Genomic DNA, 13,031 nt, shown 5'->3' on the forward strand with positions numbered 1-13,031 from the left:
CTTCAGTGCCTTAAAAACGCGTATTCACGCTCATATACCAGGTACGGCCCGGTTCATTATACGTATACGCGCCCGCACCGTACATATACGCGCCGGTGGTGGTATTACCCGTGGTCTGGGCGTTACCTGCGCGCCACTGGCGCTTGTCGAAGACGTTGTCCACGCCGCCGGTCAGGCTGACGTTTTTGGTCACGTCCCAGGTCGCGCTCAGGCCAACGATGCTGTACGGGCTGACTTCGTCTTTTTCAGACCCGGTCACCGGCTGACCTTTGTAGTTGTACTTCTTCGGCTGCTGCTTGCCGTACCAGGTGAAGGTCGACTGGAGCGATACGTCCTGATGCACCTGCCAGCTCAGGGTAGAGTTCAGCGTATACTCCGGGATGATCGACAGACGATCGCCGGTCTCCTTGTTCTTGCTTTGCAGCATGTAGGTGATGTTATTGGTCCAGTTGATGGTATCGCTGACCGGCACGTTCAGGGAGCCTTCCAGACCTTCTACTACCGCCTTCGGCACGTTTTCCCACTGGTAGATATCGGTGGTGACTTTGCCGGTGGACGTCTGGCCAATCGGCGCGTAGCCCGCTTCAATCTTGTTGCGGTAGTCGTTGCGGAACCAGGTCACGCCCGCCAGCCAGCCGTCGCGTTTCCACTCCAGGCCAATCTCTTTGTTGATGCTGGTTTCCGCTTTCAGATCGTCGTTACCCATCATGTAGCAGCCCACGCCGTCGGAACTGGCGTAGCAGCCCTGGCCTTTACTGTACAGCAGGTAGTTAGGGTTGGTCTGGTACAGGCTTGGCGCTTTATAGGCGCGCGCGATGCCCATCTTCAGGGTGAAGTCATCCCCCAGACCCTGCGACAGGTTCAGGGACGGGCTCCAGTTATTACCCACAATGGTGTAGTGGTCGAAGCGCAGGGCAGGGGTCAGCATGGTGCTGTCGGTCAGCTCCATGTTGTTTTCGGCAAACAGGGAGAAGATCTCCGCTGAAGTGTACGGGCTACGGTCTTCGCTCATGCCCGGAATGGTGCCGCCCTGCTGGGTTTGCGTGAAGGAGGTCGAGTCCTTCATGCGCTGCTGGTTCCACTCGGTGCCGAGCGTCAGGTTTTGATTCACAATGAAATCAATCGGCAGGTTGATTTCGCTGTGCAGCATCACTTCGGCCAGGTCGGTATCGGTGAATTTATTGCTGTTGAACAGGCCTTCCAGACCGCCCGCCAGGCCTTCGCCCAGACGCGAGTTGCGGGTGTGCTCGTACTGCGCCCAGTTGCTGGTGGTGATGCCGTTATCCCAGCCGCCGTTCCAGGTCACGGCGAAGTTCTGACGATAGATACGGTTAGTCTCTTTACCGTAGTTCTTCTTCACCAGCCCGCTTGAGCTGTTGTCGTTGTTGGTATTCTGGGTATCGCCCGCGTAAAGGTTGTTCTGGCGGCTGTATCCCGCCTCAAACTCCAGGGACTGCATAGGCGCAAAGTCCCAGCGCACCACGCCGTTGATGTCTTTATTCTCGACCCCTTCACGGCCTGCCGGCAGCGTGTCGGCATATGCGCCGGTACGGTCAGACTGATGGCCCTGGTTAATGTCCCAGGCGTCGGCCTGGGTTTTATCCAGGTTACCGTACATGCGGAAGCTGAAATCCCCGCCCAGCGGGCCGCTCAGGCTGAAGTTAGTGCGTTTGGTGGAACCTTCGTCTTTATGCTCTGGCGCATTCAGGTAGGTGTTCCAGGAGCCGTGCCACTGGTCGTCAAATTTTTTGGTGATGATGTTCACCACGCCGCCCGCCGCACCGTTACCGTAGCGGGCAGCAGCCGGGCCACGGATCACTTCGATGCGCTCGATCATCTCCGGCGGGACCCAGCCGGTATCGCCGCGGGTATCACGCTCGCCGCGCCAGCCCAGACGGATGGAGTTGCGGCTGGTGACCGGCTTGCCGTCGATCAGGATCAGGGTGTTTTCCGGGCCCATGCCGCGAATGTCAATCTGACGGTTATTCCCGCGCTGGCCGCTGGTGGAGTTGCCGGTCAGGTTAACGCCCGGCATGGTGCGGATGATTTCCGCCACGTCGCGCGCGGGCGGGTTTTTGCGGATCTCGTCGGCGGTGATGGTCGACACGCCCGGCGCCTGCAAATTCTGCTCGGCGGCGGTGATCACCATGGTGTCTTCATGCTGCGCGGAGGCGGTGTTGTCGTCTGCCATGACGGGCAGCGCGACACCATAAATCCCTAAATTGACCAGCAAGGCCAGAGAGTGAATCTTCTTATTCATTGTACGTCCCGCTTTTATGGTTATTTAATGAGCGCGCTTCCCACAGCGCGGGCATTACGCTATTGCAAATGCAAATAGTTATCAATAATATTATCAATAAAATTTGCTCTGAAACAAAAAAGACTGTTAAACATGGGGTTATAAGGGTGACGGCGTTAACAACCGGAAGTGAAGCGTGGTGGCAGGCGAAAGACGGGCCGGAACGGGAACGTCATCAGGAAAACTATCGCGTGACATTCTGGTGGCGGGACCCGGCGGGAACGCAGAAAACGTCGACGGTTAAACGCGTCTGGCTCTACGTCACCGGTGTGACCGATCACCATCAAAATGCCCGTCCGCAGTCCCTTGAACGTATCCCGGATACCGACGTCTGGCATTGGCAGGGCGAGTTCAACCCCGAATGGCGCGGCAGCTACTGTTTTATCCCCTCCGACAATGAAAACGATTTTGCCAGCGCAGTGTTTGAAGGCGATCAGCCGGACCGCATGGCGCTGCGCGAAGGCTGGCGCAAACTGTTGCCGCACGCGGTGTCCGACCCGCTGAATGCCCAGAGCTGGCGCGGCGGGCGCGGGCACGCCGTCTCGGCGCTGGAGATGCCGGAGGCGCCCGTACAGCCCGGCTGGAACCATCCCTATACCCCTTACAAAAAGCCTGTCTGCATTGAGTGGCACAGCGCGCGTCTGAAGAACCGTCGCCGCGTGTGGATTTTTACCACCGGGGATGAAAGCCCCGAGCGCCCGCTGGCGGTGCTGCTCGACGGGCAGTTCTGGGCCGAAAGTATGCCCGTCTGGCCTGCGCTGGCGTCGCTCACCCATGAAGGCAAACTGCCGCCTGCGGTCTATGTCTTAATCGACGTGATTGACACCGCACACCGCAGCCGCGAGCTGCCGTGTAACCCTGATTTCTGGCTGGCGGTGCAGGACGAACTTCTCCCGCAGGTGAAAAGCATGGCCCCGTTCAGCGACCGCGCCGACCATACCGTGGTGGCGGGTCAGAGCTTCGGCGGGCTCTCTTCCCTCTATGCGGGCCTCAACTGGCCGCAGCGTTTTGGCTGCATCCTCAGCCAGTCCGGATCCTACTGGTGGCCGCACCGCGGCGCGCAGCAGGACGGGCTGCTCATCGAACAACTCAAAGCGGGTGACAAAACCGCTCGCGGGCTGCGCATCGTCCTTGAGGCCGGGCGCAACGAGCCGCTTATTTTGCGCGCAAACCAGGCGATCCTCGCCGAACTATACACTCAGCAACCGGTTTTCTGGCGTCAGGTTGACGGCGGACACGATGCGCTTTGCTGGCGCGGTGGGCTGACGCAGGGGCTGATGACCCTCTGGCAGCCGCTTATTCAATAACGGAGTCTGTATGGAATTCAGCAATCCTTTCGATAATCCGCAGGGACAGTTCGCCATTTTGCAAAATGACCAGGGGCAGTACAGCCTGTGGCCGCAGCAGTGCGAGTTGCCCGCGGGCTGGCGCGTGGTCTGCGAACCGCAATCTCAGGAGGCGTGCCAGCAGTGGCTGGCGGAACAGTGGCAGACGCTTGAGCCGTCATGTTTTGCGGGGGAGCGCGCATGAACCGTCTCCCTCTTGTCGCCGCCCAGCCGGGGATCTGGATGGCAGAGCAGCTTTCCTCCCTGCCAAACGCCTGGAGCGTCGCGCACTACACCGAGCTGAAAGGCGCTATCGATGCGCCATTGCTGGCAAAAGCCATCGCTGAAGGCATGATGCAGGCCGACACCCTGCGGATGCGTTTTGCCGAAGATAACGGTGAGGTGTGGCAGTGGATCGATGAGGCCATGCTCCTGCCGGAGCCGTCCATCGTGCGCGTTGACTCCCACGACGCCGCCGTGGCGGTGATGGAGGCCGATCTCAACCAGAACCTGCGCGTCGACAGCGGTCAGCCGCTGGCGTTTCACCAGCTGATCCAGGTGGGAGAAAGCCACTGGTACTGGTATCAGCGGTATCATCATCTGGTGGTAGATGGCTTCAGCTTCCCTGCTATTACCCGTCAGATCACCGCCATTTACGCTGCGTGGCAGAAAGGTGAATCCACGCCGGCCTCGCCGTTCACCCCGTTCGCCGAGGTGGTGGAGGAGTATCAGCGCTATCGCGACAGCGAGGCGTATCAGCGCGACGGTGCTTTCTGGGCCGAACAACGCAAACAGCTTCCTTCTCCGGTCTCGCTCTCTTCCGCGCCGCTGCCGGGACGCGCCGCCACCACCGATATCCTGCGCCTGAAAATTGCGATGGACGGCCGTGCGTTCAGCCAGCTTGCACAGAAGGCAGACCAGGCGCAGCGTACCGATCTGGCCCTTGCGCTGGTGGCGCTGTGGCTGGGCCGTCTCACCGGACGGCTGGACTACGCCGCCGGGTTTATTTTTATGCGCCGCATGGGTTCCGCGGCGCTCACTGCGACCGGGCCGGTGCTGAACGTGCTGCCGCTGGCGGTCAATATCGACGCGCAGGAGAGCCTGCCCGCGCTGGCGCTGCGACTGGCTAATCAGCTGAAAAAAATGCGCCGCCATCAGCGTTACGACGCCGAGCAGATCGTGCGCGACAGCGGACGTGCCGCAGGCGATGAAGCCCTGTTTGGTCCGGTGCTGAACGTCAAGGTGTTCGATTATCAGCTGAATATCGACGGCGTGGAGGCCATCACCCACACGCTGGCAACCGGCCCGGTGAACGATCTCGAGCTGGCGCTGTTCCCGGACGAGCAGGGCGGACTGAGCATTGAGATCCTCGCCAACGGGCAGCGTTACGACGAGGCGACGCTGAAGGGGCACGCGGCGCGCCTGAACGCAATGCTGACGCAGTTTGCCGCCAATCCGGACCTGCGCTGTGGCGACGTGGAAACCGTATCAGAGCAGGAATACGCCCGGCTGGCGCGCATCAACGATACCGGGCTGGCGCTGCCGTCTACCACGCTGGCGGATCTGGTGGCGGAGCAGGCGAGCAAAACGCCGGACGCCCCCGCACTGGCGGATGCCCATACTGAACTGAACTACCGCCAGCTGCGCGAGCAGGTGGTCGCGCTGGCAAACCTGCTGCGCGCGCGCGGCGTGAAGCCGGGCGACAGCGTGGCGGTGGCGCTCCCGCGCTCGGTGTTCCTGACCCTGGCGCTGCACGGGATTGTTGAAGCAGGCGCCGCCTGGCTGCCGCTGGATACCGGTTACCCGGATGACCGTCTGCGGATGATGCTGGAGGACGCGAAGCCGTCGCTGCTCATTACCACCGACGAGCAGCTTCCGCGCTTTAACGATCTGCCGATCGCCACCTTTAGTTACAACACACTATTACCGGCCACCGATGCTGAACCTCTGCGACTGGCGAAGCCGGAGCAGACCGCGTACATCATATTTACCTCCGGTTCGACGGGGCGTCCAAAAGGGGTGATGGTCGGCCATACCGCCATCGTTAACCGCCTGAAGTGGATGCAGGATCATTATCCACTGGCGGCGCATGACGTGGTGGCGCAGAAAACGCCGTGCAGCTTTGACGTGTCGGTGTGGGAGTTCTGGTGGCCGTTTATCGCCGGGGCGAAGCTGGTGATGGCCGAGCCGGACGCGCACCGCGATCCGCAGGCAATGCAGAGTTTCTTCGCGCAGTACGGCGTGACCACCACCCACTTCGTGCCGTCGATGCTGGCGGCGTTCGTCGCCTCGCTGACGCCGGAAAACGTCGACTGTTGCAGGACGCTGAAGCAGGTGTTCTGTAGCGGCGAGGCGTTGCCGACTGCGCTGTGTCGCGAGTGGGAACAGCTCACCCATGCGCCGCTGCACAACCTCTATGGCCCGACCGAAGCGGCGGTGGACGTCAGCTGGTATCCGGCGTTTGGCCCCGAGCTGGCGGCGGTGGAGGGCAACAGCGTGCCAATTGGCTTCCCGGTGTGGAATACGGGGCTGCGCATTCTGGACGCGATGATGCGCCCGGTGCCGTTCGGCGTGGCGGGGGATCTCTATCTCACCGGCATCCAGCTGGCGCAGGGGTATCTGGGACGCCCCGACCTTACCGCCAGCCGCTTTATCGCCGATCCGTTTGCCCCCGGCGAGCGAATGTACCGCACCGGGGACGTTGCCCGCTGGCTGGACAACGGCGCGGTGGAATATCTGGGCCGCAGCGACGATCAGCTGAAAATCCGCGGCCAGCGCATCGAGCTGGGCGAAATCGACCGGGCGATGCTCGCGCTGCCGGATGTGGCCCAGGCGGTGGCGCACGCCTGCGTGTTCAACCAGGCGGCTGCTACGGGCGGCGATGCCCGCCAGCTGGTGGGATACGTTGTCTCTGAATCCGGCTTACCGCTGGATCGCGACGCGCTGCTTGCATCACTCAAAGCCCAGCTGCCGCCGCATATGGTGCCGGTGGTGCTGCTGCAAATCAGCGCGCTGCCGTTAAGCGCCAACGGCAAGCTGGATCGCAAGGCGCTGCCGCTGCCGGAGCTGACCAGCAAAACTTCCGGTCGCGCGCCCGAGACGCAAACTGAAGTCACCGTGGCGCAGGCGTTTTCTGCCCTGCTGGGCTGCGCGGTGAACGATATCGAGGCCGATTTCTTTGCCCTCGGCGGCCACTCGCTGCTGGCGATGCGCCTTGCGGCTCAGCTCAGCCGTGCGTTCAGCCGCAAGGTCACGCCGGGGCAGATTATGGTCGCCTCGACGGTGAGCAAGCTTAGCGCCCTGCTGGACTCGCAGATGAGCGACGAGCAGGCGCAGCGTCTGGGGTATGAAACCGTTCTCCCGCTGCGTGAAAGCAACGGCCCCACGCTGTTCTGCTTCCATCCGGCGTCCGGCTTTGCATGGCAGTTTAGCGTCCTGGCGCGCTACCTCAGCCCGCGCTGGTCAATCGTCGGCATTCAGTCTCCCCGGCCTGAGGGGCCGATGCAGCAGTGTGCGGATCTTGATGCGGTGATCGAACATCATCTGAACACGTTGCGTAAGCAACAGCCGCAGGGGCCGTATTATCTGTTCGGCTATTCCCTCGGCGGCACGCTGGCGCAGGGCATTGCGGCGCGTCTGCGCGAGCAGGGTGAAGACGTAGCGTTCCTCGGCCTGCTGGATACCTGGCCGCCGGAAACCCAGAACTGGGCGGAGAAAGAGGCCAACGGCCTCGATCCGGAGGTGCTGGCGGAAATTGAGCGCGAACGCCAGGCGTTTATCGCTGCCCAGCAGGGGCAGGGCTCCAGCGAGTTGTTTAACGCCATTGAAGGCAACTATGCGGACGCGGTGCGGCTGCTCACCACGGCGCACAGCGCGCGGTTTGACGGTAAAGCGACGCTGTTTGTCGCCGAGCGAACGCGAACCCTGGATCCGCAGGCCGCGTGGGCACCGTGGGTGGGTGAGCAGGAGGTGTACAGCCAGGACTGCGCCCACGTGGATATCATTTCACCGCAGGCGTTTGAAAAGATTGGGCCGGTACTGAAGGAAATTTTGGGGTAACGTTTAAAGCCCCTCACCCTAACCCTCTCCCACGGGGAGAGGGGATGGTTTGCTCCCTCTCCCTGTGGGAGAGGGCCGGGGTGAGGGCATCAGACCGCACGCTTGCCCAACGGCACCACCAACGGCGTACCCGCCACCGGATCCTCAATAATCATGCAGCGCATGCCGTAGATCCGCGCGATCAGATCCGGCGTCACAATCTCTTTCGGCGCGCCCTGCGCCACAATCTCGCCGTCGCGCAGCGCAATCAAATGCGTAGCGTAGCGGCACGCCTGGTTTAAATCGTGCAGCACCGCTGCCAGGGTGTAGCCCTGCGTGCGGTTCAGCTCTCTCAGCAGCTCCAGCAGGTCAATCTGATGGCTGATATCCAGCCAGGTCGTCGGCTCGTCCAGCAGCATAATCGACGTTTCCTGCGCCAGCACCATCGCGATCCACGCGCGCTGACGCTGCCCGCCGGAGAGGGTGTCCACGCTCTGCTGGGCGAGCTCGGTAATACCCGTCGCCTGCATCGCTCGGTTCACCGCCTCGTCGTCCTCCTTGCGCCAGCGGGTAAACAGCGGCTGGTGCGGATAGCGCCCGCGGGAGACCAGCTCCTGCACGGTAATATCCCCCGGCGTGGTGGCGTTTTGCGCCAGCAGCCCAATTCGGCGCGCAACCTCTTTGCTGGCGAAGCGCTGGATCTGCTCCCCGTCGAGGAACACGCTGCCCTCAACCGGCGACATCAGGCGGCTCAGCGTGCGCAGCAATGTCGATTTGCCGCAGCCGTTTGGCCCGATAATGGCGGTGAAGTGGCCGTCCGGAATGGCAACGGATAAGTCCCGGGCAATGATTTTTTTACCGTAGCCGAGGGTCAAGTTTTCGCCGCGCAAGCGGGGTGTTGAATCTGTCATTTCTTGCGTGACTCCTGAACGAGCAAGACGATGAGGTAAATCCCGCCGAGGCTGACGGTCACCACGCCCACCGGCAGTTGATAAGGCGTAAACAGCCGCTGAGCGCAGAGATCGGCGGCCAGCAGTAATACTGCGCCGCACAGCGCTGCCTGGGTTAATCCCCAGCGCGCGGTGCCGCTAAGTCGCCGCGCGATATGCGGCGCGACAAGGGCAATAAACGAGATCGGCCCGGCGATGGCGGTAGACGCTGCGGTCAGCAAGACCGCCACCAGCATCAGCATCAGGCGCGAGCGCTCTACGCTCACGCCCAGCGCGCAGGCGCTGTCGTCGCCCATCTCCAGCAGCCGCATGCGCCTGACCAGCAGCAGCGCGCCAATAAACATCAGGATAATCAGCGGCGCGGCGGGCCAGGTTTTTCCCCACGTCAGACCGTTGAGGGAACCGGCGTACCACAGCCCGGCGGAGAGTGCGGTTTCCAGCGACGCCTGTAGCAGAAGCCAGGTGTTAAACGCCATCAGCATCGCGCGGATGCCGATCCCGATGATGATCAGGCGGAAGGTGTCGATGCCGTTGCGCCAGGCCAGGGCCCAGATAAGCAGGGAGGTGAGAATGCCGCCCGCCATCGCCGTAAAGGTAATGGCCGTGAGATGCTGCCCGAACAGCACCATCGCCACCAGCACGCCGCTCCACGCGCCGGTATTCAGGCCCATCACGTCCGGGCTGCCGAGGGGGTTACGCATCAGCGACTGGAATATTGCGCCGCTGACGCCAAGCGCTGCGCCAACCAGGATCGCCATCGCCACGCGCGGCAGTCGCCATTCGGTGACCACCATGGTGATGTTACGCGGCGCGCTGCCGGTGAGAGCATGAAAGACCTGCGCGAAATCAAGCGTTACGGCACCGCTTTGCAGGCTCCAGACCGCCAGCAGCAGACTGGCGACGACCAGCAGGGCGACGCTGGTGAGTAATCGACGGGACGGGGCCATCATGCGCCACCCCCGCGTCTGCGTCGTACCAGGAAGATCAGCACCGGCGCGCCGATAAAGGCGCTGACCACCGAGACGCGCAATTCACCCGGCACCAGCAGGCGGCCCAGTACGTCGGCAAACAGCAGCAGGGCAGGGGTCGCCAGCAGCGTGACCGGCAGCGACCAGCGGTGATCCGCCCCCACCAGCCAGCGCGCCATGTGCGGCATCATCAGGCCGATAAAGGCAATCGGCCCGACGACGGCGGTCGCGCTGCCGCACAGCACGGTGATGACAAGCAGGCCCGTCAGCTGCGTGCGCGCCACGCGGTTGCCGAGGGCGGTCGCGGTGTCGCTGCCGAGGCTCAGGCTGTTGAGCGCCCGGCTTAAACACAGCGCCACGGCGGCAGAGATAAACACCGGGAATGCCACCACTTTCAGGGTATCAAGGGTACGGATATCCAGCGAACCGGCCTGCCAGAAGCGCAGCTGGTCATACACGTCCGGGTTGAGCAGGGCGATGCCGTTCGATAAGCCTTCCAGCACCGCCGCGAGCGCCACGCCCGCCAGTGTCAGACGTACCGGGCTGAGCTGTCCGCCGCCCTGGCTGCCGGTAAAGGCCACCACCAGCGAGGCGGCCAGCGCGCCGCAGAAGGCCATCACCAGCTGTTCAGACGGAGAGGTGAAACCAAACAGCGCCGCGCCGAGCACAATGGCGAAACTGGCACCAGAGTTCACGCCGAGAATGCCAGGGTCCGCCAGCGGGTTGCGGGTGAGGGTTTGCATCAGGGCACCGGCAAGCCCGAGTGCGCCACCGGCCAGCAGGCCGGCAAGGGTGCGGGGCAGGCGGGCGTCGAGCACGATAATGCAGTCGGCGCTCTGGCAGGTACCGGAGAGCGCATCGACAATAACGGACGCGGGCAGCGGCTTCGCGCCAACCAGCAAACTGAGTGCAATCGCAAGGATCAACAGCAGCAATAAAACGGGCACGGCTACGGCGCGCACCGCGGAAGAGGAAAACGACATAGCAACGTCCATGATGTGATAATGATAGTAATTATCGTTATCTATCTTATTTGGCTATGTTAGCATGTGCGCCCATGGAAATGGTAGACCGATACCTCAAGGCCTTGTCATGAATCAAAAATCCTGGCTGCTCAACCTCAGCCTGCTGAAAACGCACCCGGCGTTTCGAGCGGTTTTTATCGCCCGCTTTATCTCCATTTTATCCCTCGGCCTGCTCGGGGTCGCCGTGCCGGTACAGATCCAGACCATGACCCACTCCAGCTGGCTGGTGGGGTTATCCGTCACCTTAACCGGCGGGGCGATGTTTATCGGCCTGATGGTGGGCGGCGTGCTGGCGGACCGCTACGAGCGTAAAAAACTGATCCTGCTGGCGCGCGGCACCTGCGGGGTGGGCTTTGTCGGGCTGTGTCTGAACGCAATGCTGCCGGAGCCGTCGCTGATGGCGATTTATGCCCTGGGCCTGTGGGACGGCTTTTTTGCCTCGTTAGGCGTGACGGCGCTGCTGGCGGCCACGCCCGCGCTGGTCGGGCGCGAGAACCTGATGCAGGCGGGGGCGATCACCATGCTCACCGTGCGTCTGGGATCGGTGATTTCGCCGATGGTCGGCGGCCTGCTGCTGGCGACCGGCAACGTGGCGTGGAACTACGGCCTTGCCGCGGCGGGAACCTTTATCACCACACTGACGCTGCTGCGTCTGCCGCTCCTGCCACCGCCGCCGCAGCCGCGCGAGCATCCGCTGAAGTCCCTGATGGCCGCGATTCGTTTTCTGTTCAGCAACCCGCTGATTGGCGGCATTGCGCTGCTCGGCGGCCTGCTGACGATGGCGAGCGCCGTGCGCGTGTTGTACCCGGCGCTGGCGGGCGAGTGGCAGATGAGCGCCTCAGAGATTGGCGTGCTGTACGCCGCCATTCCGCTCGGCGCCGCGTGCGGGGCGCTGACCAGCGGAAACCTGGCGCAGAGCGCGAGACCGGGGTTAATCATGCTGGTGGCGACGCTGGCCTCGTTTATCGCGATTGGTTTCTTCAGCCTGATGCCGGTGTGGGCGCTGGGGGTGATGTGTCTGGTGATTTTTGGCTGGCTGAGCGCGGTCAGCTCTCTTTTACAGTACACCCTGATCCAGACCCAGACGCCGGAAGGGATGCTCGGGCGCATTAACGGCCTGTGGACGGCGCAGAACGTCACGGGCGATGCGATTGGCGCAGCGATCCTCGGCGGGCTGGGGGCGATAATGACCCCGGTGGCGTCGGCGAGCAGCAGCGGGTTTGTGTTAGCCGTGGTTGGCGTAATTTTATTGGCGGTTTTGGTGGAGTTGCGTCGGTTCAGGCAGAACCTGTAGGTCGGGTAAGGCGTAGCCGCCACCCGACAAAACGCCCGGTGGCGCTGTGCTTACCGGGCCTACGGGAAACGTGCCACTTATTTAAAAATTGAATTCAAACGCTGCAACACCAACAACGCGCTGTAATAATCCAGGCGGAACGTCTCCGTTCCCAGCGCCCAGACGCGCTTGTTCTTGACCGACGGCAGATGCGCCAGCAGCGGATTGGCGTAAATCGCGTCCACGTCTTTCTGGTCGCCGGCAAACACGAACAGCCCTTCGCCGTTCAGCCCCGTCGCCAGGTTTTCCCCGCCCAGTTGAATAATGTCGTGACGCTTGCCCTGGCTTTTCGAGGTGTGCAATCCATCAGGTAACGCCGCCAGCGTGAAGCCCAGCTGGTGCAGCAGCTTGCCCTGAGCCGAGTCTGTCGTCCACAGGTTCGCCGTGTGCGCCGCGGCGGTGTAGACGATGGCGTTCACCGGCTGCGGCGGCAGCTTCATCTGCTGCTTCATCTGGGCGAGCTGTTTATCGAAGGCAGCGATGCGCTCTGCGGCCTGTGTTTCCTGCCCGGTGATCGTCCCCAGCTGGGTCAGCAGTTCCTGCCAGCTTTTGTCGTCGTAGTTAATGATAAGCGTCGGGGCGATGGCGGAAAGCTGATCGTAGAGTGCCAGAGCGGAATCCCCGCCGGTGGCGCTGATCAAAATCAGGTCCGGCATCTGGGCCGCGACCGCTTCGGCGCTCGGCTCGCCGATGTACAGCCGGGCAACCTTACGCTGTTTCGCGATATCGCCCCACTGACGTAAAAAGCCCTGTGCATCCGCCACGCGGTTGTTTGGCGTGGTGGCTCCGCTGGCAATAACCGGGGCGTCAATGGCCAGCAGGGAGCCGGTTAGGGTCACGCTGGTGGAGACAATGCGCGTCGGTTTGCTCTCAAGCGTATGAACGCCGCGGCTGTCTGTGACCTGACGCGGCCAGTCGGCGGCCGTCGCTGAGGTTAGTCCTAAAACAAAAAGTCCTGTTAAAAGAAAGGCATTACGGCAAACGGCAGGGAGTTTCACAGAGCGGCATCCTGTTTTTGTTGAAGTTAATGCTTCTCATTTTCATGATTGCGGGGAAGGGATGCAAGCGTTAGTCGCACAAGTTGTTTGCTCTG

The 13,031-nt window shown here is 62.3% G+C and carries 9 protein-coding genes; 4 read left to right on the top strand and 5 right to left on the bottom strand.

Annotation, left to right across the window (positions count from 1 at the left end):
• Nucleotides 1-10: 10 nt before the first annotated feature.
• Nucleotides 11-2,260 (bottom strand): TonB-dependent siderophore receptor, encoded by a 2,250-nt coding sequence (locus tag SK50_RS08200; protein ID WP_048229298.1) that lies wholly within the window; start codon nt 2,258-2,260, stop codon nt 11-13.
• Between the two features lie 146 nt (nt 2,261-2,406).
• Here SK50_RS08200 and fes point away from each other — a divergent pair, with 146 nt between their 5' ends.
• Genes fes through entF form a run of 3 tightly spaced genes read left to right on the top strand, consistent with a single transcriptional unit; the run spans nt 2,407 to nt 7,683 of the window.
• Nucleotides 2,407-3,606, top strand: a complete 1,200-nt coding sequence (gene fes / locus SK50_RS08205) for an enterochelin esterase (protein WP_048229299.1) — start codon at nt 2,407-2,409, stop codon at nt 3,604-3,606.
• 10 nt (nt 3,607-3,616) lie between these two features.
• Nucleotides 3,617-3,829, top strand: coding sequence for an MbtH family protein (locus SK50_RS08210; protein ID WP_015571182.1), 213 nt, complete (start codon nt 3,617-3,619; stop codon nt 3,827-3,829).
• The gene (entF, locus tag SK50_RS08215; protein WP_045344548.1) at nt 3,826-7,683 is read left to right on the top strand and encodes an enterobactin non-ribosomal peptide synthetase EntF; all 3,858 of its coding nucleotides are present in this window, start codon (nt 3,826-3,828) and stop codon (nt 7,681-7,683) included. The genes SK50_RS08210 and entF overlap by 4 nt, the downstream gene beginning before the upstream one ends.
• Nucleotides 7,684-7,772: 89 nt before the next feature.
• On the opposite strand, the gene fepC is transcribed toward entF, so the two are convergent.
• Genes fepC through fepD form a run of 3 tightly spaced genes read right to left on the bottom strand, consistent with a single transcriptional unit; the run spans nt 7,773 to nt 10,563 of the window.
• Nucleotides 7,773-8,573 carry an iron-enterobactin ABC transporter ATP-binding protein gene (gene fepC / locus SK50_RS08220; protein WP_039271377.1) on the bottom strand — a complete coding sequence of 267 codons (801 nt, stop codon included), beginning with the start codon at nt 8,571-8,573 and terminating at the stop codon, nt 7,773-7,775.
• On the bottom strand, nt 8,570-9,559 hold the full coding sequence (fepG, locus tag SK50_RS08225) for an iron-enterobactin ABC transporter permease (protein WP_026080545.1): 990 nt from the start codon (nt 9,557-9,559) through the stop codon (nt 8,570-8,572). Before fepG ends, fepC begins: the two co-directional genes overlap by 4 nt.
• Nucleotides 9,559-10,563, bottom strand: a complete 1,005-nt coding sequence (gene fepD / locus SK50_RS08230) for a Fe(3+)-siderophore ABC transporter permease (protein ID WP_017382515.1) — start codon at nt 10,561-10,563, stop codon at nt 9,559-9,561. Before fepD ends, fepG begins: the two co-directional genes overlap by 1 nt.
• Before the next feature lie 109 nt (nt 10,564-10,672).
• On the opposite strand from fepD, the gene entS reads away from it, so the two are divergent.
• Complete coding sequence (entS, locus tag SK50_RS08235; RefSeq protein ID WP_017382514.1) at nt 10,673-11,899, top strand: enterobactin transporter EntS; 1,227 nt, start codon at nt 10,673-10,675, stop codon at nt 11,897-11,899.
• Nucleotides 11,900-11,976: 77 nt separating this feature from the next.
• Here entS and fepB read toward each other — a convergent pair whose 3' ends face one another.
• Nucleotides 11,977-12,936, bottom strand: a complete 960-nt coding sequence (fepB, locus tag SK50_RS08240; protein WP_045344547.1) for a Fe2+-enterobactin ABC transporter substrate-binding protein — start codon at nt 12,934-12,936, stop codon at nt 11,977-11,979.
• Nucleotides 12,937-13,031: the final 95 nt, after the last annotated feature.

The sequence above is a fragment of the Enterobacter sp. BWH64 genome (assembly GCF_001037645.1).
Lineage (GTDB): Bacteria > Pseudomonadota > Gammaproteobacteria > Enterobacterales > Enterobacteriaceae > Enterobacter > Enterobacter hormaechei_C.

Excerpts from the sequence above, each read along its gene's own strand:
- fepG (WP_026080545.1), bottom strand. The coding sequence starts at position 9,559 with ATGGCCCCGTCCCGTCGATTACTCACCAGCGTCGCCCTGCTGGTCGTC.
- entS (WP_017382514.1), top strand. The coding sequence starts at position 10,673 with ATGAATCAAAAATCCTGGCTGCTCAACCTCAGCCTGCTGAAAACGCAC.
- SK50_RS08200 (WP_048229298.1), bottom strand. The coding sequence starts at position 2,260 with ATGAATAAGAAGATTCACTCTCTGGCCTTGCTGGTCAATTTAGGGATT.
- SK50_RS08210 (WP_015571182.1), top strand. The coding sequence starts at position 3,617 with ATGGAATTCAGCAATCCTTTCGATAATCCGCAGGGACAGTTCGCCATT.
- fepC (WP_039271377.1), bottom strand. The coding sequence starts at position 8,573 with ATGACAGATTCAACACCCCGCTTGCGCGGCGAAAACTTGACCCTCGGC.
- entF (WP_045344548.1), top strand. The coding sequence starts at position 3,826 with ATGAACCGTCTCCCTCTTGTCGCCGCCCAGCCGGGGATCTGGATGGCA.
- fepD (WP_017382515.1), bottom strand. The coding sequence starts at position 10,563 with ATGTCGTTTTCCTCTTCCGCGGTGCGCGCCGTAGCCGTGCCCGTTTTA.